The 20,320-nt window shown below is 60.5% G+C and carries 19 protein-coding genes; 8 read left to right on the top strand and 11 right to left on the bottom strand.

Annotated elements, in window-relative coordinates; all coding sequences use genetic code 11:
• Positions 1–8: 8 nt before the first annotated feature.
• The 6 genes from ASC96_RS08535 to ASC96_RS08515 form a co-directional block, all read right to left on the bottom strand.
• Positions 9–1,436, bottom strand: a complete 1,428-nt coding sequence (locus ASC96_RS08535) for a mannose-1-phosphate guanylyltransferase/mannose-6-phosphate isomerase (RefSeq protein WP_060502595.1) — start codon at positions 1,434–1,436, stop codon at positions 9–11.
• Between the two features lie 402 nt (positions 1,437–1,838).
• Positions 1,839–2,006 (bottom strand): hypothetical protein, encoded by a 168-nt coding sequence (locus ASC96_RS33300; protein ID WP_164491975.1) that lies wholly within the window; start codon positions 2,004–2,006, stop codon positions 1,839–1,841.
• Between the two features lie 171 nt (positions 2,007–2,177).
• Complete coding sequence (locus ASC96_RS08530) at positions 2,178–3,695, bottom strand: tripartite tricarboxylate transporter permease (RefSeq protein WP_060502594.1); 1,518 nt, start codon at positions 3,693–3,695, stop codon at positions 2,178–2,180.
• A 9-nt stretch (positions 3,696–3,704) separates the two neighbouring features.
• The gene (locus ASC96_RS08525; protein WP_060502593.1) at positions 3,705–4,196 is read right to left on the bottom strand and encodes a tripartite tricarboxylate transporter TctB family protein; all 492 of its coding nucleotides are present in this window, start codon (positions 4,194–4,196) and stop codon (positions 3,705–3,707) included.
• The gene (locus ASC96_RS08520) at positions 4,193–5,137 is read right to left on the bottom strand and encodes a tripartite tricarboxylate transporter substrate binding protein (protein ID WP_060502592.1); all 945 of its coding nucleotides are present in this window, start codon (positions 5,135–5,137) and stop codon (positions 4,193–4,195) included. Before ASC96_RS08520 ends, ASC96_RS08525 begins: the two co-directional genes overlap by 4 nt.
• Positions 5,138–5,400: 263 nt before the next feature.
• Entirely contained in the window at positions 5,401–6,468 is a 1,068-nt protein-coding gene (locus ASC96_RS08515; RefSeq protein WP_060502591.1) for an ABC transporter substrate-binding protein, read from the bottom strand.
• A gap of 78 nt (positions 6,469–6,546) precedes the next feature.
• Here ASC96_RS08515 and ASC96_RS08510 point away from each other — a divergent pair, with 78 nt between their 5' ends.
• The gene (locus tag ASC96_RS08510) at positions 6,547–7,221 is read left to right on the top strand and encodes a response regulator transcription factor (RefSeq protein ID WP_060502590.1); all 675 of its coding nucleotides are present in this window, start codon (positions 6,547–6,549) and stop codon (positions 7,219–7,221) included.
• Positions 7,221–8,630 carry a sensor histidine kinase gene (locus tag ASC96_RS08505; protein WP_060502589.1) on the top strand — a complete coding sequence of 470 codons (1,410 nt, stop codon included), beginning with the start codon at positions 7,221–7,223 and terminating at the stop codon, positions 8,628–8,630. Before ASC96_RS08510 ends, ASC96_RS08505 begins: the two co-directional genes overlap by 1 nt.
• Here the strand turns inward: ASC96_RS08505 and ASC96_RS34240 are convergent.
• On the bottom strand, positions 8,627–8,749 hold the full coding sequence (locus tag ASC96_RS34240) for a hypothetical protein (protein WP_274534236.1): 123 nt from the start codon (positions 8,747–8,749) through the stop codon (positions 8,627–8,629). The two genes, ASC96_RS08505 and ASC96_RS34240, sit on opposite strands and share 4 nt — an antisense overlap.
• Before the next feature lie 377 nt (positions 8,750–9,126).
• Here ASC96_RS34240 and ASC96_RS08500 point away from each other — a divergent pair, with 377 nt between their 5' ends.
• Complete coding sequence (locus tag ASC96_RS08500; RefSeq protein WP_060502588.1) at positions 9,127–10,122, top strand: MDR family oxidoreductase; 996 nt, start codon at positions 9,127–9,129, stop codon at positions 10,120–10,122.
• Positions 10,123–10,166: 44 nt separating this feature from the next.
• Positions 10,167–10,601 (top strand): DUF1801 domain-containing protein, encoded by a 435-nt coding sequence (locus ASC96_RS08495; protein WP_060502587.1) that lies wholly within the window; start codon positions 10,167–10,169, stop codon positions 10,599–10,601.
• A gap of 64 nt (positions 10,602–10,665) precedes the next feature.
• On the opposite strand, the gene ASC96_RS08490 is transcribed toward ASC96_RS08495, so the two are convergent.
• Positions 10,666–11,445, bottom strand: coding sequence for an ABC transporter substrate-binding protein (locus ASC96_RS08490; RefSeq protein WP_060502586.1), 780 nt, complete (start codon positions 11,443–11,445; stop codon positions 10,666–10,668).
• A 142-nt stretch (positions 11,446–11,587) separates the two neighbouring features.
• A complete protein-coding gene (locus ASC96_RS08485; RefSeq protein WP_060502585.1) occupies positions 11,588–12,415 on the bottom strand; it encodes a MerR family transcriptional regulator in 828 nt (275 codons plus the stop codon).
• Positions 12,416–12,633: 218 nt separating this feature from the next.
• On the opposite strand from ASC96_RS08485, the gene ASC96_RS08480 reads away from it, so the two are divergent.
• Positions 12,634–13,902, top strand: a complete 1,269-nt coding sequence (locus tag ASC96_RS08480) for a 4-aminobutyrate--2-oxoglutarate transaminase (RefSeq protein WP_112834617.1) — start codon at positions 12,634–12,636, stop codon at positions 13,900–13,902.
• A gap of 150 nt (positions 13,903–14,052) precedes the next feature.
• On the top strand, positions 14,053–15,510 hold the full coding sequence (locus ASC96_RS08475; RefSeq protein WP_060502583.1) for an NAD-dependent succinate-semialdehyde dehydrogenase: 1,458 nt from the start codon (positions 14,053–14,055) through the stop codon (positions 15,508–15,510).
• Positions 15,511–15,523: 13 nt separating this feature from the next.
• On the opposite strand, the gene ASC96_RS08470 is transcribed toward ASC96_RS08475, so the two are convergent.
• Entirely contained in the window at positions 15,524–16,696 is a 1,173-nt protein-coding gene (locus ASC96_RS08470) for a CaiB/BaiF CoA-transferase family protein (protein WP_060502582.1), read from the bottom strand.
• 8 nt (positions 16,697–16,704) lie between these two features.
• Complete coding sequence (locus tag ASC96_RS08465) at positions 16,705–17,892, bottom strand: acyl-CoA dehydrogenase (RefSeq protein WP_060502581.1); 1,188 nt, start codon at positions 17,890–17,892, stop codon at positions 16,705–16,707.
• 139 nt (positions 17,893–18,031) lie between these two features.
• On the opposite strand from ASC96_RS08465, the gene ASC96_RS08460 reads away from it, so the two are divergent.
• Both ASC96_RS08460 and ASC96_RS08455 read left to right on the top strand, forming a co-directional pair.
• Positions 18,032–19,273, top strand: coding sequence for a Xaa-Pro peptidase family protein (locus ASC96_RS08460; RefSeq protein WP_060502849.1), 1,242 nt, complete (start codon positions 18,032–18,034; stop codon positions 19,271–19,273).
• Positions 19,274–19,285: 12 nt separating this feature from the next.
• Positions 19,286–20,242, top strand: a complete 957-nt coding sequence (locus ASC96_RS08455; protein WP_060502580.1) for a LysR family transcriptional regulator — start codon at positions 19,286–19,288, stop codon at positions 20,240–20,242.
• Positions 20,243–20,320 lie beyond the last annotated feature (78 nt).

The following is a 20,320-nucleotide window of genomic DNA, read 5'->3' as shown; positions in this document are numbered from 1 at the left end:
GGACCTTTTCAGGCCCGGCCAAACTCATCATCGAGACGCACGATATCATCGTCCTTGAGGTAGGAGCCCGTCTGTACCTCGATCAATTCCAGCGGAATTTTCCCCGGATTGCTCAAACGATGCACTTCACCCTGCGGGATATAGATCGACTCGTTCTCGTGCAGCAGCCGGGTCTGGTCGCCGATTGTGATTTCCGCCGTGCCGCATACGACGATCCAGTGCTCGGACCGATGGTGATGTTTTTGCAGGGAGATTTTGCGGCCGGGCGCGACATGCAGCCGTTTGACCTCAAACCGCTCACCACTGAGCACAGAGGCAACCGCACCCCAGGGCTTGTAGGACGTCGGATGAACCTGTGTCAGGCCCCGCGTCTTCGGCGTCTTGGCGAGCAGCTTGACGATCTGGCCGACATTCTGGCTGTCCGCCAGATGCCCGACATAGACGGCGTCCTCGCTGGCAATGACGGCCATATCATCGAGACCATTGACGGCAATGTGGATATCACGCGACAGGACAAGCGAATTGCGCGTGTTGGAGACGGTGGCCTTCTGGCCGACCACGTTGCCGAATTCGTCTTTATCGCCGATCGCCCAGACAGAATCCCAGCTACCGAGGTCCGACCAGCTGAAGGCGGATGGGACGACGGCTGCATGCGCCGTCTTTTCGAACACGGCATAATCGACCGAGATATCCGGCGCCTGCGAAAAGCTCTCGGTCTCCAGGCGAACGAAATCCAGATCGCTGACGGAGTTCAACACGGCTTTCTGCGCGGCCGCATGGGCGTCCGGCGCGAAAGCAGCCATTTCCGACAGAAACAGGGCGACAGGCAGCATGAACATGCCGGAGTTCCAGAGATACCGTCCACTGGCCAGCAATTCTTCGGCGCGCGCCTGATCCGGCTTCTCGACGAACCGTGCCACTGTCCTGGCGCCGGTATCGAGGTCGGCTCCGATCTCGATATAACCGTAACCCGTCGCAGGCTCTGTCGGCTTGATACCGAACGTTACGAGCTTTCCCGATTTCGCGGTTTCGTTGGCTGAGAAAATACAGTCGAAGTAATGGGTCGATGCATCGATCTCGTGGTCGGAAGCCAAAACCTGCATCACGGCGTCGTCGCCATAGTCACGCTGGATCACGAAGGCGGCGGCGGCCAGCGCGGGCGCGGTGTTGCGCGCAACGGGCTCAAGCAGAATGCTCGAAAGCGGCACATCGACCGTCATCGCCTGTTCTGCAACGATGAAGCGGAACTCGGAGTTGGTGACGATAACCGGCTGCTCGTACCAGTCGGTATCGGCAACCCGCTTCAGGGTCTTTTGAAACAGCGAGTGATCACCGAGAAATTGCAGAAACTGTTTTGGCGCTGCAGACCGGGACAAGGGCCAAAGCCTTGTTCCTCTGCCACCGGCCATGATGACCGGTACGATTTTCGATGACATGAATGCCCCTTAACGATGCAGGATGACACGTTCAGCACATGCTGGTCTGGTCATTTGGCCTTTGTTTGAACCGGATGCGGGATCGGTCCAGCCTCAATAAAACGAAATGTCCGTTCTTGCTGGCACGCATCGCCGCGTTGGTCATGATGAATTTCCAAGCGGGCAGCATCACGTGCGTTTCGTCAGCTCCTAGAAGCTTCATATCGCATTTTCTGGAGTGACTGCAACAAGTCGGCCAAAGAACAGCATACGAGAACCCTCCTTCGACCTAGTGGGCCTTACACCACCGATGCCCATGTTGCACCGTTCGCTCAATCCTGTTCACGGACGTGAAAACTGCTCCAAAACGCAAAAAGCCCACCAGTGACTGGTGGGCTTCGCGGACTTCATATGATGACTGAATTAGCCGCGCTTGACGGAATTGAAGTTCGCCGGATTGATACCGAGCGTATAGAGGTCGCGGTCGCGTGGACGGCGGTTGCCTTCGACTGCTGCGGCAGCGGCCGTGGCCGCACCAAAGATGGCGATGGCATTACCGAAAAAGCCTCGGGCAGATTGACGGGCACTCATCTCTTTAACTCACTTTCCTAAGTTGTTGTTGTGTCTTGTTCGACGAGATGAATATGCGGTCTGCAACCTCCGTTTACAATGCACAGGAATTCATCCCAGCCATGCAAATAGCAAGGGCCCGGTTAACATCAGTCAACCGGGCCCTTGCTGTGACGATCTTGGGAGGAACCGTCAGTCTTCGTTGGCGGCAAGCTGCGAAAGCACCTGGCCACGGCCGCGCGCGCGCAGGATCAGCGGCACGATCAGCGCCGCGGCGGCAATCACCAGCAGCACAGCCGCAACCGGCGAAGTGAACAGCACCGTCACATCGCCCTGGCTGATCGCCAGCGCGCGGCGGAGTTGCTGTTCGGCCAATGGTCCGAGGATCAGGCCGACGACCACAGGCGCAATCGGGTAGCCGAAGATGCGCATGGCGTAGCCGAGAACACCGAATGCCAGGAGCATGCCGAGCTCGAAGACCGACGGATTGGCGCCGATGGTACCGAGCGTCGCAAACAACAGGATACCGGCATAGAGCCATGGCTTGGGGATCGTCAGAAGCTTCACCCAGAGGCCAACCAGCGGCAGGTTGAGCACCAAAAGCATGAAGTTGGCGATCAGGAGTGATGCGATCAGGCCCCAGACGAGCTGAGGATTGGTCGCAAACAACAGCGGGCCAGGCTGCAGGCCGTACTGCTGGAAGCCGGCCAACATGATCGCCGCGGTCGCCGTGGTCGGCAAGCCGAGTGTCAACAGAGGCACCAGCGTACCGGCAGCCGAGGCATTGTTGGCCGCTTCCGGCCCCGCAACACCTTCGATGGCACCGTGGCCGAACTCTTCGGGATGTTTGGACAACCGTTTTTCAGTCGCATACGAAAGGAATGTGCCGATTTCGGCACCACCGGCCGGCATTGCGCCGATCGGGAAACCGATCGCCGTGCCACGCAGCCAAGCCTTCCACGAACGCGCCCAGTCCTGGGCGGTCATCCAGACAGATCCTTTGACCGCCTCGACCTTGTCCGGCCCCTGCTCGCCCTGTGCGGCGATATAGAGCGATTCACCGATGGCAAACATGGCGACGGCGAGCGTCGTCACTTCGATCCCGTCCAAAAGATCGGGAACGCCGAAGCTCATGCGGGCCTGACCGGTCAGCTGATCGATGCCGATGATGGCAAGCGCAAAGCCGATAAACAGCGAAGTCAGGCCGCGCAGTGTCGAATCCCCGAACGCGGAAGACACGGTAACAAAGGCGAGAACCATCAGGGCAAAATATTCGCGCGGGCCAAAAACCAGCGCCAGCTTGACGACGAACGGCGCGATGAAGGCAAGCCCGAGCGTCGCGATCAAGCCGGCGACGAACGAGCCGATGGCGGCCGTTGCCAGCGCCGGTCCGCCGCGCCCCTTGCGGGCCATCTTGTTGCCCTCAAGCGCTGTAACGATCGAAGCGCTTTCACCGGGCGTATTGAGAAGGATGGAGGTCGTCGAGCCGCCATACATGCCGCCATAATAGATACCGGCGAACATGATCAGCGAGCCACCCGGGTCCAGACGGTAGGTGACCGGCAGAAGCAGCGCCACGGTCAGCGCCGGACCAATGCCCGGCAAGACGCCGACAGCGGTGCCAAGCGTCACGCCAATCAACGCATAGAGAAGGTTCATCGGCTGGGCGGCGACGAGCATGCCCTGCAGCAGGAAATCGAATGTGGTCATGTCAGGGCCTTACCAAAACAGGTGTTCAAGCGGACCGGCAGGCAACGAAAGCTGCAGCAACCCGGCAAAGACCAGCCAGACGCCAAGACAGAGCACGATGCCGATCGGGATCGTGAACCAGAGCTTTCGCTTTCCGAATCCAGCCGCGGTCGCAGCAAACAGAAGACCGGTGGCGATGGAAAACCCCAGCGGCTTCAACGTCAGCATCTGCGCAGCGAGACCGCCGATGATCCAGATTACCGGGCCGAATTCCTGACGCTCCCGTGCCGGAAAATCTCCGCGCAGCGCCTCGAATACGGTCCACGCGGCCAACAGCAGAAGCACGCTGGCGATCACGAATGGAATGGTTGCCGGACCGATGCCGGAATAACTGGTGATCTGCGCAAGCCGCGACGTATCCCAGAAGATCAGGCCGGCGAGAGCGGCCAGGAAGACGGCGATGACAAGCGCCGCCCTGTCAGGGCGGCGTGTCTGCGTCGAAGGGGTGTTGCCCTTGCTCATTTAACCAGACCAATGTCCTTGAGGATGGTTTCGGTTGCCGAAACGTCCTTGGCCAACTGTTCCTTGAAGGCGTCGCCAGCAAGGTAGGTATCCGTCCAGCCCTTGGTCTTCAAGGTTTCCTGCCAGCCAGCCGACTTGGCAAGCTTTTCGACATCAGCCGAAACAGCCGCCTTCTGCTCATCGGTCAGGCCAGGAGCAGCAGCAACCATGCGCCAGTTCTGAACCACGACGTCGAGGCCACCTTCCTTGATGGTCGGGGCATCGATGCCAGGGATGCGCTCGGCGCTCGACATGGCGAGCAGGCGCAGCGTGCCGGCCTTGATCTGCGATTCGAATTCGCCATAACCGGAAATGCCGGCTGTTACCTGGCTGCCGAGGATAGCTGCGAGGGCTTCGCCGCCGCCGGAAAACGCGATGTAGTTGATCTTGGTCGGGTCAACGCCAGCGGCCTTGGCGATCAGGCCAACAGCGATATGGTCCGTACCGCCGGCCGAACCGCCACCCCAGGACACAGCGCCCGGATCCTTCTTCAGCGCTTCGACGAGATCACCCATCGACTTCAACGGCGAATCGGCCGGAACGACGATGGCTTCATATTCGCCGGTCAGGCGTGCGATCGGGGTAACGTCGTTGAGCGATACCGGCGACTTGTTGGTGAGAATGGCGCCGACCATGACGTAACCGCCGACGATCAGGGCATTGGCATTGCCGGCCGACTGGCTGGCGAACTGTGCGAGGCCGATCGTGCCACCGGCGCCCGGTACGTTCTGCACCTGAACATTGCCGGAAATGCCTTCGGCCTGCATGACCGACTGGATCGAGCGGGCCGTCTGGTCCCAGCCGCCGCCCGGGTTGGCCGGAGCGATGATCGTGTAGTCAGCAGCAACAGCCGGGAGCGCGAGAGCGCCGGCAAGAATGGATGCCAGAAAAAACTGTTTCAAAGGGTAGTCCTCCGTCAGGCGCGCTCGTTCAGTATGGCGCGCATATTGTTCATCTTTGCGGACGGGGATGGCTCACGGTCGAATCAGCTGCAGCGGCCTTTTAGGCTCGCCGTTACGCCGGGTCTGGTGAAATTCCTCCCATACGCCTCGATCATCCGCCTCCACGGATAATGAAGAACTGCAAGGCACCATATGAAGCTGACATTTACCTGACATCGGGCGGAGCCTTGCCCTGTTAATGTCCCTTAATTTTTAGTTTTCGTCTACTGGAGCCGTAAAACTTCGTTCCAGCGGGCAATCAGCCGCGCCCGCTTCACCTGATCGAGATAAACCATCAGGCCGGGGCTGACCGGAACGGGCTTCAGCTGTCCACCGAGCATCTCGCGCATGGTGTTGGCGGTATTGGCGCCAGCGACGTCAGGGCTGACCGCAGGGATCTGCAATTCACGCGCCATGATCGTCTGACCTTCCTTTGACATGAAGAACTCCAGATAGCGGCGGCCGAGATCCGGCGTTGCCGCCGCCTGCGGCACCAGCCCGATGCGCGACATGACGACGGTATAATCGCGCGGCAGCACGATACCGACGTCCGGATGACGCGACGCCCAATCGGCGGCATAGGAACCGAGAATATTGTAACCGAGCACGAAGCGGCCATCGGAGACCCGCTCGAGGATGGCCGAACTGGTGGAGTAGAGCTTGACGCCGGCCGCCCCCATCGCCTGGATCACCGACCAGATATCGCCAAACTGTTCCTGATCACGCGCCATGAACAGGAATCCGACACCGGATCGCTCGATATCGTATGTACCGATCTTGCCGAACACCGCACTGCCCTGACGCTGGAGATAATCGACAAACTCCGCCCGCGTCGAAGGCGGCTTTTCCTTGGTAAAACTCGGCTTGTGATAGACGAAAACCGCCGGCTCGAAGGTCAGCGCATAGGCAGTATTGCGCCAATTGGCCCAGGCCGGCCAGCGGCCGCTCATCGGCATGTCGCTGCGCTGGGCGTAGCCGTCATTGCTGAGCTTCACCTGCAGGTCCATCGCCGAGGAAAAGGCGAAATCCGCGGTCTTTTCGCCAGCATCGGTCTCCTTGACAATCCGGTCATAGATTTCGCCGGTCAGCATGTCCTCGTAGCGCACGGCCACATCCGGATTGGCGATCTGGAAACCAATGATCATCGGCCGCGCCAGGGGCTCGTCGAGTGAGGAATAGACGATGACGGTCGGCGCTTCCGCATCGCCCGAACGCGCCGGAAACAGCGTGACCTGCGCGGCTGCCGGAGTTGAAAATGCACAGAAAAGACAGAGAAGGGGAAGGAAACGCATAAAACGATATTGCCGCAGCCTCGGCCCGTTCACAAGCGTCAGCACGCCCGATACAGTAGCTTCAAGGAGACAGCGGATTTGCGAATACTACTGGTCGAGGACAATACGGCGCTTTCGGAAGGACTTGTCGCGATTCTGCGTGGCAGCGGCTACGCGGTTGACGTCGTTCACGATGGCACCTCCGCCAATGCAGTCACCGCCACGGAAACCTTCGACCTCGTCATTCTTGATCTCAACCTGCCGGAGATGGACGGGCTCGACGTCCTGCGCTCGATGCGCGCGCGGCAGAACAAAGCTGCGGTACTGATCCTGACGGCGCGCGGGACCCAGGAAGAGAAGATCAAAGGCCTCGATCTTGGCGCCGACGACTACATGATCAAGCCCTTCGACATCAGCGAGTTCGAAGCCCGCGTCCGTGTCCTCCTGCGGCGTCAGGCCGGGCTGCGCTCCTCGCTTGTCAGCTACGGCAAGATTTCGCTCGATCTCAATTCGCGCACCTTTTCGGCCGATGGCATCACCGTCGATATCCCGGCAAGGGAACTCGGCCTTCTGGAAATCCTGTTCATGCGTGCGGGCAAAGTGGTCGCCAAGGAAGCAATCATCCAGTCGCTGACGGCTTTCGACGATGATCTGAGCGCCAATGCCATCGAGCAATATGTCAGCCGGTTGCGCAAGCGCCTGGCGCCGCATGGACTGACGGTGCGCACCGCGCGCGGCATCGGCTACTATCTCGACAAGATGGCGGACGCCTGATGGCGCGGCGCGCCTATTCGCTGCGCCGGGGGTTGCTCGCCTGGCTGTTGATCTCGACCGTCGTCATCGGAGCGCTTGCCCTGATCGACACCTATCGCGAGGCGGTGAAGACGGCGAATATCGTATCAGACCGGGTGCTGGCCGGGTCGGCGCTGGCGATTGCCGAAAGGGTCGTGGTCGCCGAAGACGGGTCGCTTGAGGTCGATATCCCCTATGTAGCGCTGGAAATGCTGACCTCGGCCGCGCAGGACCGCGTCTTCTACCGGGTCGATGGACCGCCCGGCCAGTTCATCACCGGCTACCAGAACCTGCCCTCCGTTGCCGCTCTCAATGGCCAGTCGGCCGTCTATGCCGATGCGCAGTTCCGCGGTGAGCCGATCCGGGTCGCGGCTCTTGAGCGATCGGCCTCTACAGGCATCAATTCCGTTCCCTTCGTCGTCACCGTCGCGGAAACCACCATTGCCCGGCGGCAGTTGACGCAGGCGATCCTGTTGCGGTCGGCCTTCCGGCTGTTGATGATGATCCTGGGCGCGGCCGTTATCGTCTGGATCGCGGTCACGTTCTCGCTGCGGCCGCTTTACCGGCTGGGTGACGCCATTGCCGAGCGCAGCCCCGATGATCTGCACCCGATCGACCAGTCGGTGCCGAGCGAAGTCGAGGGGCTGGTCGAAACAGTCAATTCCTTCATGGTGCGGCTGCAATCTGCACTCGATGCGCTGCGCCATTTCTCCGGCAATGCCAGCCATCAGCTGCGTACGCCACTGGCGATCATCCGCACGCAGTTGGCGCTGTCGGCCCGAGCCACGACATTGGAGGAGGCGCAGGCCGCCGCCCGCAAGGGGGATGAGGCCGTCGCCCATGCCGAGCGCATTCTGGCGCAACTGCTGTTGATGGCTAAGATCGATGCCGCCGGCTCGAAGGAGCCGCAGCCGCTTGAGATCATCGATTTGGTCGCGCTGGCGCAGGAGATCACCGGCGACCGCGTGCCTGGCGCCGGTGAGGCCGACATCGATCTCGGCTTCGAGGGCGGCGGCAAGGCATTGATCCGGGCGGAACCGCTGCTGATCGGCGAGCTGCTGCGTAATCTCATCGAAAACGCCATCGCCTATGCCGGAAAGGGAGCGGAAGTCACGGTTCGGGTCGAAATAGTGACAGACGGTGTCCGGCTCGACGTAGAAGACAACGGCCCGGGCATCCCACCGGAAAACCGGCAGGTCGTGCGTCAGCGTTTTGCCCGCGGCGGACGCGGGCAAGCACCGGGGATGGGGTTGGGACTTCCGATCGTCGAAGAAATCGCCGGATTGTTCGGCGGACATCTTGCGCTGGGAGAAGGGCCGGGGGGGAAAGGGCTGAAAGCCTCGATAACATTCCCGGCCGCAATAGCTGGCCCGGCCGCGGTCTCTGCCTAGCGGTTACGACCTGTCATAAGCGAGGTCGTTTCACGGGTCTGAACGAGAAGGATCGCGTTCCAGATCATCTGGACAAAACCGCGATCAGACGGGCTCGACAGCTTGCGCTGCGAAAACATGATAAGCTCCATAGGGTTTGTTGCGAGGGTGAGATAGCACTTCGAAATGTATTTCGCCAGAGGGCAAAAGCAAATCTGCCTTGCACGGCAAGCATGGCACATATATCCGGAATTTTTCCTTACGAAATACACAATGCCAAAAGTAAATACACCGATATCCGGCTTTGCTTTTTACTGATAATTTATCAATTAATCAATATCTTGCGTGCGACCGAAGAAACAACATCATCGATGAGTTTCTTCCTCTTTTTTGGGACCCCAAAGAACCCGCTCCGTTTGCCAGGCTGTGGATAGCATCGGTCCTTTCGCGCCTTTTGTCGAAATGGCTTTTGTTTTTTTCCCATGCCATGCTGCAGCAAAACAGGCAGGAGAAAACCATGACGGGACATTTCAGGGCACTGGTGATCGACGACCGCGACGGCAAGCCGGCGGCTGGCTTTCGGGAACTGGCGCTTGCCGATCTCCCCGATCACGACGTGCTGGTCGAAGTCCAGTTTTCGACGCTCAACTACAAGGATGGCCTCGCCGTTTCCGGCAAGGGGCGTATCGCCCGCCGACTGCCGATGGTCGCCGGGGTCGATCTCTCCGGCGTTGTCGTTCAGTCCCGCAGCCCAGACTGGAAGCCCGGTGACAAGATCGTCGTCAACGGTTGGGGCATGTCGGAAACCGAATGGGGCGGCTATACGCGCTTCCAGCGGCTGAAGCCGGAATGGCTGACGCGCCTGCCGGATGCCTTCACGCTTGAGGAAAGCATGGCGATCGGCACCGCCGGATACACGGCGGCCCTTGCGATCGACGCACTGGAATCCTGGGGCAAGATCAAGACGGATACACGCGAAGTTCTGGTCACGGGCGCTGCGGGCGGCGTCGGCTCGATGGCCATCGCCCTCTTGGGCAATCGCGGCTACAGAGTAACGGCATCGACGGGGCGGCCGGAAACGCACGAATACCTGTCCGCGCTTGGGGCGACGGGTTTTGTCGATCGTGCAGAACTAGCGGCAAAGGGAGGCGCCTTGCAAAAGGAACGCTGGGCAGGCGCCATCGATTCAGTCGGATCGACAACGCTCGCCAACGTTCTGGCGCAGACCGTCCAGAGCGGCGCGGTCGCTGCCTGTGGTCTCGCCGGCGGCGCAGACCTTCCGGCAACCGTCATGCCGCATATTCTGCGCGGTGTCGCGCTTCTCGGCATCAATTCGGTGACGGCACCGCACATCGAGCGCGACAGGGCCTGGGCCATTCTGGCGGAAAGCCTTGACCGCAAACGGCTGGCAGCCATGACAACGGTCGAACCATTGTCCAACCTGCCGCAGTTGGCAGAAGACATCGTTGCCGGAAAAATCCGCGGCCGCGTCGTCATCGACGTAACGAAATAAACCGCCACGTAAAGCGCTGGGTAACCACCAACGAGGAGCACGGAATGACAAACCTACCTGTTCCCGACGCCGTTGCCCAAGCGCTTGAACAATACCCCGATGTGGTCAGACGGCGGCTGTTACAGGTTCGTGACCTTATCTTTGCCGTAGCCGCGGAAACCGAAGGCGTCGGCCCTCTGACTGAAACCCTCAAATGGGGCGAGCCGGCCTATCTGACGGAGGCGAGCAAAAGCGGAACAACCATCCGGCTGGGCGCGTCCAGGTCGACACCCGATCAATGCGCTGTGTTCGTCAACTGCCAGACCACGTTGATTGACACCTTTCGCGCCCACTTTGCCGATGATTTTACCTTTGAAGGGCAGCGGGCACTGCTTTTCCCGGCAACTGGCGACTTCCGCCGGGAGCCGCTGGCGCTCTGCCTTCGCGCCGCACTGACCTATCATCGACAAAAAGCGGCGCAGAAAATTCAGCCGGCCTGATCAGGTCCGCTATCTGTCTGGCAGGACATGATCAGGCCTTAGGTTTCCGATCGACTGCCGGCTCTTACTTCATCGTATAGACATCGATGGAGAAATACTTGTCGTTGATCGTCTTGTAGGTGCCATCGGCGCGGATATCGGCCAGCGCCTTGTTGAGCTTTTCGCGAAGGTCGTTGTCGTCCTGGCGCAGGGCAATGCCGACACCGTCGCCAACGAATTTCCGGTCGGTGATCGGCTCACCGATCAGTTCGCAGCATTTGCCGTCATTGTTCTTGGTGACCCAATCGAGCATCGGCAGCATATCGCCGACTTCCAGATCGAGACGGCCATTCGCCATGTCGAGATTGGCTTCGTCCTGTGTCGGATAAAGCTTGATCTCGGCATCCGGATAGACTGCTGCGATATATTCAGCCTGTGTTGTACCCGATTGCGCACCGATGACCTTGCCCTTCAGCGCCTCGTTGGTGAAGGCGGTGATACCAGCCCCCTTGGCCGCCACATGGGTCATGGCCGCCAGATAGTAGGGATCGCTGAAAGCGACCTGCTTGCGGCGCTCGTCGGTGATGAACATCGAGGCGATGATCATGTCGTATTTCTTGGCAACCAGCCCCGGAATGATGCCGTCCCAATCCTGCGCGACAACCTCGCATTCCACCTGCATCTTGGCGCACAGAGCCAACCCGATATCGACGTCGAAGCCACCGAGCTTGCCGGCCGTATCGACAAAATTGAAGGGAGGATAGGCGCCTTCAGTGCCGATCCGAAGCTTTTCAGCAGCATTGACCGGCGTCATGGAAAGGGTGGCTGCACAGGCGAGAGCCAATGCGATCAGATGTTTCTTCATGCGTTCAGTTCCCCTTTTGGCGCACCGTTTGCCGGTGCTTGGTGGAAACTGTATGCCCGAAAGGGCTATAAACGAAATAGATAGAGACAATAGCCGGTATAAACGCGCTTGATTGCCAATCGCCGAATTGCGGCGGAAAATACTAGAAGGTCGGCGGCGTGTTAATCCACAGAAGCACCGTCTCTCCGTCATGGCGGTTCGACCAGGCATGGTGACGGCGGCTGTTGAAATAAAGGGAATCGCCGGGGTTCAGATCGTGAAACTGATCGGAATCCAGCACGAACTCCACCCGGCCAGACAACACATAGACGAACTCCTCGCCCTCGTGCTTGTAGGCCCCCTCACTGGAGGCGCCCGGCTCCAGCACGAAGCGGTGGCAATCCATCTGGTTGCGGCCTTCGGCCAACAACTGCACGGTCACGCCCGGCGTCGTGCGCGGCCATGTCCGCCATTCACCGGAACGCACCAGCGCCCGCACATCCGGTTCATCCTCACCGGACAGGCTCGACACCGTCGTCGCAAAATATTCGGCAAGATTATGCAGCACGGCGACGGACACACCCTGCGACGTCCGCTCCAGCGTCGAAAGGACAGAGGCCGCAATGCCGATATCGCCGGCCACCTGCTCCAAGGTTTTTCCGGCTGCGTGGCGCAGGCTCCTGAGCTTGCGGCCGACCTGCGATTGCGGCGTTGCGTCGCCATTGGCAGGCTGACCGTTATCGTCGAGTTCGCCCGCTTCCAGTTCCAGCGCCTCGCGGATTGCCGCCGGATTGAGCCCACGCTCGGCGCGAAACCACGAGATGCGCTTCAATTGCGCGACATCGCCTTCGCTATATTGCCGGTGCCCGGTGGCGGAGCGGTCCGGAACGACCAGCCCTTGCGTCTCCCATAGACGCAAGGTCGATGCGGAGACGCCGGCAAGCCGTGCGGCTTCGGCGACCTTGTAGCGTATCTTCATGGCATCACTCATAAGCCGTCCCGTGACATCTTCAAGTCATCCATACGCACTGCTGCACAGCTTGGCACAAGAGGCGGTAAAACTCCCGCGCGATACTCTCGCGGGCAAAGAAATCCATTCCCGGCGCTGCTGCTCAAATCACAAAATTTGATTTGCAAACCTACAGAAAAAATATAGGATTTCCGTAAATTCTGCAATCATAAATGTCCCACGCAACCAGGATGATACAAGTGACCAGTTTGACCGATCGCAAGAACGCAGCCATTTCCCGCGGCGTGGGCATGACCACGCAGATCTATGCGGATCGTGCCGAAAATTCCGAAATCTGGGACAAGGAAGGCAATCGCTACATCGATTTCGCCGCCGGTATCGCCGTCGTCAACACCGGCCACCGCCATCCGCGCGTCATCGAAGCCGTCAAGAAGCAGCTCGATCGCTTCACCCACACCTGCCATCAGGTCGTGCCGTACGAAAACTATGTCGAGCTTGCCGAGCGGCTGAACGCCATCCTGCCGGGTGATTTCGCCAAGAAGACGATTTTCGTCACCACAGGGGCGGAAGCCGTCGAAAATGCCGTCAAGATCGCCCGCGCCGCAACCGGCCGCCAAGCAGTCGTTGCTTTCGGCGGCGGTTTCCATGGCCGCACCTTCATGGGCATGGCGCTGACCGGCAAGGTCGTACCTTACAAGGTCGGCTTCGGCGCGATGCCGGCCGACGTCTTCCATGTCCCGTTCCCGGTGGAGCTGCAAGGCGTTTCCCCTGACCAGTCGCTGGCAGCGCTGAAGCGCCTTTTCGCCGCCGACGTCGATCCGAACCGCGTTGCTGCCATCATCATCGAGCCCGTGCAGGGCGAAGGCGGCTTTTATCCGGTGCCGACCTCCTTCATCAAGGCGATCCGCGAAATCTGCGACCAGCATGGCATCCTTCTGATCGCCGACGAAGTGCAGACCGGCTTTGCCCGTACCGGCAAGCTCTTTGCCATGGAACATCACGGCGTCGCCGCCGACCTCGTGACGATGGCCAAGGGCCTTGGCGGCGGTTTCCCGATCGCAGCCGTGACCGGCCGCGCCGAAGTCATGGATGCTCCGGGCCCCGGTGGCCTTGGCGGCACCTACGCCGGTAACCCGATGGGCGTTGCCGCGGCCCACGCTGTTCTCGACATCATTGAAGACGAAAAGCTCTGCGACCGCGCTGAACAGCTGGGTAACCGCCTCAAGCAGCGCCTCGCTGCAATCCGCGAACAGGCGCCTGAGATCGTCGATATCCGCGGCCCGGGCTTCATGAACGCCGTTGAGTTCAACGACGTGAAAACCAACCTGCCAAGCGCCGATTTTGCCAACAAGGTGCGCCTGAAAGCGCTCGAAAAGGGCCTGATCCTGCTCACCTGCGGCGTACACGGCAACGTCATCCGCTTCCTCGCCCCGATCACCATCCAGGACAATGTCTTCGCCGAAGCGATGGACATTCTGGAAGCCTCGATCCTGGAAGCCCGCGCCTGATTTCAGGCATCGGCCTCATGACATATTTCATTGGGCAGCAGCGTCATGCTGCCCAATGGACCCGGCTGCTTTTATCGGCTATCGGCATTGTCCCCGCGACAAAACATGCCGCCCCGCGCCGCCTGCGCGGATCGCCAGAAAGGATCTCCGATGATCTTTACCGAGACATTGCTCGCTCATGTCAGGGATTCGCATCTGCTCGGGCTGGTGAATGCGCCGTTGGCGCCTGCAGCAAAGACCTTTGATGTCCATAATCCCTCGACCGGCGCCCTGCTCGCCACACTGCCGGACATGGGTATCCCAGAAACGCGCGCCGCCGTCGATAATGCCTATGCGGCGCAATTTCCTTGGGCCGAGCGACCGGCGGGCGACCGCAGCACGATCCTGCGCCGCTGGTACGATCTCGTCATTGCCCATATCGATGATCTCGCCGCGATCCTGACGGCCGAAATGGGCAAGCCACTCAACGAGGCCCGTTCCGAAGTCCAGCACGCCGCCGCCTATATCGAATGGTATGCGGAAGAGGCCAAGCGCATTTACGGCGAGACCATTCCGGCGCCGTCGACGGACCGCCGCATGATGGTGATCAAGCAGCCGGTCGGCGTGGTTGGTACCATCACACCGTGGAATTTCCCGGCCTCGATGGTGGCGCGCAAAATTGCGCCGGCGCTGGCGGTTGGCTGCACAATTATCCTCAAGCCCGCCGAACAGACGCCGCTGGTAGCTCTGGCCATGCACGCGCTCGCCCTCCGGGCGGGCTTCCCTAAGGGTGTCTTCAACCTCGTGCTCGCCGCGGAAGGCGACGCGATCGGCCGCGAACTCTGCACCAATTCGAGAGTGCGCAAGATCAGCTTCACCGGTTCCACCGAAGTCGGCCGTATCCTGATGCGCCAATGTTCCGACCAGATCAAGAAAGTCAGCCTTGAGCTTGGCGGCAGCGCGCCCTTCATCGTCTTTGATGACGCCGATATCGACGCTGCCGTCGATGGCGCCATCCAGGCGAAATTCCGCAATGCCGGCCAGACCTGCACCTCGGCCAACCGCATCTATGTGCAGAGCAAAGTTCATGATGAATTCGCCCGCAAGCTGGCAGTTGAAGTGGCAAAGCTCAAGGTCGGGGACGGCTTTTCCAAGGGCGTCACCATCGGCCCGCTGATAGATAGCAGGGCAATCGAAAAGGTCGAAACGCATGTCAACGATGCGATCGGCAAGGGCGCGAAGCTCCTTTGCGGCGGCAAGCGTGTTTCCGGCTCCTTCTTTGAGCCGACGGTGCTTTCCAGTGTCGAAAAGGGCATGCTGGTCGCCTGCGACGAAACCTTCGGCCCTGTCGCCCCGATCATCCGCTTCGAGACGACGGAAGACGTCATCCTGCAGGCCAACGACACGATCTACGGGTTAGCCGCCTACTTCTATGCAACGGAACTCAAAAAGGTCTGGCGGGTGGCCGAAGCGCTGGAATACGGCATGATCGGTATCAATACCGGCCGCATGTCGTCTGAGGCTGCCCCCTTCGGCGGCCTCAAGCAATCCGGCATCGGCCGCGAAGGCTCCCGCCACGGCGCCGAGGATTATCTGGAGATGAAATATCTCTGCATGGGGAATATTTGAACTGGCCGTGTCTTCACGGCTTCATCCCGATCTCGGCCAGCACCTCATGCGTATGTTCGCCAAGTCTTGGCGCGCCACGCTCCAGGGCCAGTCCGGCACCAGAAAACTGGATGGGCGTGCGCACCCCCGGCGCCGTTCCGGACGCCGATCCCGTGTGCGGCGGATCGACCCGCATGCCACGGTGGAGAATCTGCGGGTCTGAAAACACATCCGCGACCGTATTGATCGGCCCGCCGGGAACACCGGCCGCCTCGAGCATAGTCAGCAGCGTATCGCGATTGAAGGTCACCGTTCGCGCCGCCAGTTCCGGCGTCAGCGTATCGCGATGCTTTACCCGGCTGGCGTTGGTCAGGTAGCGCGGGTCGGTCGCCAGAGTATCGAGACCGAGCAGCGTGCAGAACTTGACGAATTGCCGGTCATTGCCGACGGCAACGATCAGGTGACCATCGGAAACCGGAAACACCTGATAGGGCGCAATATTCGGATGTGCGTTGCCGAGGCGGCGCGGTGATTGGCCGGAAACCAGGAAATTCAGCGCCTGGTTGGCAAGCACCCCGGTCATGCTGTCGAACAATGCCATATCGACCTGCTGGCCAACGCCGGTCCGTTCACGCATATGCAGCGCCGCCTGGATGGCGATAACGCCGTAAAGACCGGTAAAGATATCCGCGAAGGCGACGCCGATCTTCTGTGGCTCACCCTCCGGGTCCCCCGTCAGGTCCATGATGCCGCTCATGCCTTGAATGATGTAATCATAACCGGCGCGGTGGGCATAGGGGCCGTCCTGACCGAAGCCGGTGACGGAGCAATAGATCAGCCGCGGATTGACCTTTTTCAGGCTTTCGTAATCCAGCCCGTACTTGGCCAACCCACCAACCTTGAAATTTTCTAAAAGCACATCCGACTGTGCCGCCAACCGCCGAACAGCCTCCTGCCCTTCCTTGGTGGTGAAGTCGAGGATGACCGAGCGCTTGCCCCGATTGCAGGCGTGGAAATAGGCGGCATCCAGATGGCCGCCGGTGTCGCTCTCGATGAACGGAGGACCCCAGGTGCGGGTGTCATCCCCCGCTGGGCTTTCCACCTTGATGACATCGGCACCGAGATCGGCAAGCGTCTGGCCGATCCAGGGTCCCGCCAGGATGCGGGCGAGTTCGAGAACCTTCAGGCCCTTCAGCGGCGTTTCCATGCCGGCGCTCAGAAGAAGGCCTGCAGCCCGGTCTGGGCACGGCCGAGGATCAGGGCGTGAACGTCATGGGTGCCCTCGTAGGTGTTCACCGTTTCGAGGTTCACCATATGACGCATCACCTGATAATCCTCTGAGATACCGTTGCCGCCATGCATGTCGCGGGCGGCGCGGGCGATATCCAGCGCCTTGCCGCAATTGTTGCGCTTGACGATCGAGATCATTTCCGGCGCCATCCGGCCCGCATCCATCAGCTGGCCGACGCGCAACGACGCCTGCAGGCCAAGGGTAATTTCCGTCTGCATGTCGGCAAGCTTCTTCTGGAACAACTGCGTCTGCGCCAGCGGCTTGCCGAACTGCTTGCGATCGAGACCATATTGACGGGCCGCATGCCAGCAGAATTCCGCCGAGCCCAGAACGCCCCAGGAAATGCCATAGCGGGCGCGGTTGAGGCAGCCGAACGGACCCTTCAGGCCTTCGACATTTGGCAGCAACGCGTCTTCGCCGACTTCAACATTGTCCAGCACGATTTCACCAGTGATCGATGCCCGCAGCGACAGCTTGCCACCGATCTTCGGAGCCGACAGACCCTTCATGCCCTTTTCCAGCACGAAGCCGCGAATGGCATTGCCATGCGCCTCGGACTTTGCCCAGACGACGAAGACATCGGCAATCGGTGCGTTCGAGATCCACATTTTCGAACCGCTCAGCCGGTAACCGCCATCGGTCTTTACCGCCCGGGTCTTCATGCCGCCGGGGTCGGAACCCGCATCCGGCTCAGTCAAGCCGAAGCAGCCGATGAATTCGCCGCTGATCAGCTTCGGCAGGTATTTCTGGCGTTGTTCTTCCGAGCCATAGGCATGGATCGGGTAAATGACGAGGGAGGATTGGACGCTCATCATCGAGCGGTAGCCGCTATCGACCCGCTCGACCTCGCGGGCAACCAGACCGTAAGCCACATAGGATGCGCCAACGCCACCATAAGTATCCGGCACGGTGACACCGAGTAGGCCAAGTTCACCCATTTCGCGGAAGATCGATGGATCGGTCGTCTCGTTGCGGTAGGCATCGATGACACGTGGCTGCAGCCTGTCCTGCGCGTAGGCGCGGGCCGTATCGCGGATCATCCGCTCATCTTCAGAAAGCTGATCCTCCAGCAGAAATGCGTCGTCCCACTGGAATTCCTGTCTTGCAGCCATGTCTTCCTCCCGTCACTTTCCTTCTTGTATCCGTTATGGCAAGCCGGGCAGGGCGACACAAACGAAAATGCGGCACTGCCTCATGCGCTGCGGGAATGGCGGCGTGCAGGACGTTGAAACGACAGGACAAGGAAACGGCATGGCACACCTCGACAGGACACGCGCATCGCAACTGATGGAAGCCGCCGGGCTTGACGCGCTACTGCTGCTTTCGCCGGAAAGTTTCACCTACGCCACCGGTGCACCTGCAGGCGTTGCCACCATGTGGCGGCGCGCCGGCGCCGTGGCGGCCATTGTTCCCGCCGACCCGGCGGTTCAGGAAGCCGCTGTCGTCACCGACCTGTTCGAGGCTGCGTTTCGCGCCTCCAGCGCGCTCACCGATATCCGTATCAATCCGATCTGGGTGGAGACCGGTGATATCAGAGGCATGGAAGCCCAGCCGCCAGAGGAATTGATAAAAGCGGCCTGGGCAAGACAGGGGCGTGCACCCGGCTTCGAGCGTCCGGAAACCTTCGATGCCAGCCATGGCTTCCAGCTCGCCGCGGCGCTTCTCGCAGAAAGGGGTCTGCACGAAGGCCGTATCGGCATTGAATTCGATGGCCTTTCCGTCTCCGATTTCCGGCTGCTGTCTGTCGCTTTGCCCGATGCCGAATTGCTCGATGCCTCAGACCTTGTCCGGCGATTGAAGATGATCAAATCGCCGAGCGAAATCGGCCATCTGCGTACCGCCGTCGAACTGGCCGAGGCCGGAATCGTCGCTCTGCGCGAAACCATCGACATCGGCATCAGCCGCGATGCGCTGGCCGCCGCCTGGGAGAAGGGCGCGCGGGCTGAAGCCGGACGGCGCAACGTCCAGAACCTGACGGGCCTTTGGGAATATGTCTCCGTTGGCCAGAATCCGTGGACCAAGGGCGGCGTGGTGGAGCGCGGCGATCTGATCAAGGTCGATGTCGGCTGTTTGATTGCCGGCTATACATCCGACACCGGCCGCACCGTCGTCTGCGGCACGCCATCCGCTCTGCAGTCCCGCTTGTTCGATGCCCTACAAACCGCCTATGGCGCCGGCCTGCCGTTGCTGAAACCCGGCATCGCCATGAGCGACGTGCACCGGGCAACAACCGACGCGATGGCGAAGGCTGGTTTTCCCGGCTATACGCGGGGCCATTTCGGCCATGGCCTGGGCGCCGGTCTCGGCAGCGAGGAATGGCCGTTCCTCTCGCGGCAATCGGATGTCATCCTCGAGCCGGGCATGGTGCTCGCCTTTGAAACGCCGTGGTATGTCGATGGCGTGGGCGGCATGATCATCGAAAACCAGCTGCTGATTACACCGGATGGCCACGAGATCATGAACCGGCTACCGTCCGGTCTCGTCTCCCTCTGATCGCGGGTTGCCATGCCTGACAATCGCCTCGAACGCTTCGCTCATAATCTCGACTGGAACCTTTTGCGCACCTTCGTCGTCGTGGTCGAGGAAGGCAGCATCACGGCAGCCGCCAACCGGCTGCTGTTGCAGCAACCGGCCGTCAGCATGGCTCTGAAGCGGCTGGAACAGACGGTCGGCCAAAAGCTCATCGACCGCCGCCCGGGCCGCTTCGATCTGACGGAGGCCGGCGAAAAGCTGCACCGCCAATGCCGCGATATCTTCGCAGCGGTCGTGCGCCTGCCGAACGCGCTGGAAACCGCAGGCGACGACGTGACCGGCCATGTCAGCATTCATTCGGTCAGCCATGCGCACAATCCGGCCTGGGATCGCAAGCTTGAGAGCTTCTTTCATCTCTATCCGAAGGTGACACTCAGCATCACGGTCGAAACAACCGTCAGCGTCATCAGCGCCGTCGAGCGCAACATTGCTACCATCGGCCTGTGCGATGGTAATATTCCTGAAGCGCTGGATAAGGCCTTCCATATCCGCGAACAGTACGGGCTGTATTGCGGCCGCGGCCACCGTCTGTTCGGCGCAAAGACCGCAGCCTTGAACGACTTGCGCGGCGATCCCTACATCGCGTTCATCGCCGATGTTCTCGGCGGCCAGCATATGAATGCCATTACCGCCGTGCGCGCCATGGGCTCCTTCGGCCAGCAGGTGCGAGCCGTCTCCTGCAATGTCGAGGAAGTGCTGCGCCTGATCGCGGCCAATATCGGCATCGGCATGGTGCCGGACCACCTGGCGGCGCCGGGTCTTGCCGCGGGCGAGCTCTGGCAATTGCCGCCCTACGATCTGTTGCCGACCACGGATGTCTTCCGCATTACCAATCCCAACGCGATCCTCAATCCGGCCGAAGCCGCCTTCCTGCGCCATGTTACAGACACCGAACCGCTGGACCATAGCGCAAGGCATCAATCTGCCTGATAGTGAGCTTCTTCACTATAAATTTGAACATTGAAGGGGGTGCCTCTAGGGTCCGTCTGCGCGATGGAGATCGCGAGA

This window comes from Rhizobium sp. Root1204, from assembly GCF_001424965.1.
Taxonomy (GTDB): domain Bacteria; phylum Pseudomonadota; class Alphaproteobacteria; order Rhizobiales; family Rhizobiaceae; genus Pararhizobium.
Note: the sequence above shows the minus strand (reverse complement) of the source record. Positions and strands in the feature narration are given on the sequence as shown.

What these genes read in the sequence shown, in the direction of transcription:
- ASC96_RS08535 (WP_060502595.1), bottom strand. Translation starts at nt 1,436, where the DNA reads ATGTCATCGAAAATCGTACCGGTCATCATGGCCGGTGGCAGAGGAACA.
- ASC96_RS33300 (WP_164491975.1), bottom strand. Translation starts at nt 2,006, where the DNA reads ATGAGTGCCCGTCAATCTGCCCGAGGCTTTTTCGGTAATGCCATCGCC.
- ASC96_RS08530 (WP_060502594.1), bottom strand. Translation starts at nt 3,695, where the DNA reads ATGACCACATTCGATTTCCTGCTGCAGGGCATGCTCGTCGCCGCCCAG.
- ASC96_RS08525 (WP_060502593.1), bottom strand. Translation starts at nt 4,196, where the DNA reads ATGAGCAAGGGCAACACCCCTTCGACGCAGACACGCCGCCCTGACAGG.
- ASC96_RS08515 (WP_060502591.1), bottom strand. Translation starts at nt 6,468, where the DNA reads ATGCGTTTCCTTCCCCTTCTCTGTCTTTTCTGTGCATTTTCAACTCCG.
- ASC96_RS08505 (WP_060502589.1), top strand. Translation starts at nt 7,221, where the DNA reads ATGGCGCGGCGCGCCTATTCGCTGCGCCGGGGGTTGCTCGCCTGGCTG.
- ASC96_RS34240 (WP_274534236.1), bottom strand. Translation starts at nt 8,749, where the DNA reads ATGTTTTCGCAGCGCAAGCTGTCGAGCCCGTCTGATCGCGGTTTTGTC.
- ASC96_RS08500 (WP_060502588.1), top strand. Translation starts at nt 9,127, where the DNA reads ATGACGGGACATTTCAGGGCACTGGTGATCGACGACCGCGACGGCAAG.
- ASC96_RS08495 (WP_060502587.1), top strand. Translation starts at nt 10,167, where the DNA reads ATGACAAACCTACCTGTTCCCGACGCCGTTGCCCAAGCGCTTGAACAA.
- ASC96_RS08490 (WP_060502586.1), bottom strand. Translation starts at nt 11,445, where the DNA reads ATGAAGAAACATCTGATCGCATTGGCTCTCGCCTGTGCAGCCACCCTT.
- ASC96_RS08485 (WP_060502585.1), bottom strand. Translation starts at nt 12,415, where the DNA reads ATGAGTGATGCCATGAAGATACGCTACAAGGTCGCCGAAGCCGCACGG.
- ASC96_RS08475 (WP_060502583.1), top strand. Translation starts at nt 14,053, where the DNA reads ATGATCTTTACCGAGACATTGCTCGCTCATGTCAGGGATTCGCATCTG.
- ASC96_RS08470 (WP_060502582.1), bottom strand. Translation starts at nt 16,696, where the DNA reads ATGGAAACGCCGCTGAAGGGCCTGAAGGTTCTCGAACTCGCCCGCATC.
- ASC96_RS08465 (WP_060502581.1), bottom strand. Translation starts at nt 17,892, where the DNA reads ATGGCTGCAAGACAGGAATTCCAGTGGGACGACGCATTTCTGCTGGAG.
- ASC96_RS08460 (WP_060502849.1), top strand. Translation starts at nt 18,032, where the DNA reads ATGGCACACCTCGACAGGACACGCGCATCGCAACTGATGGAAGCCGCC.
- ASC96_RS08455 (WP_060502580.1), top strand. Translation starts at nt 19,286, where the DNA reads ATGCCTGACAATCGCCTCGAACGCTTCGCTCATAATCTCGACTGGAAC.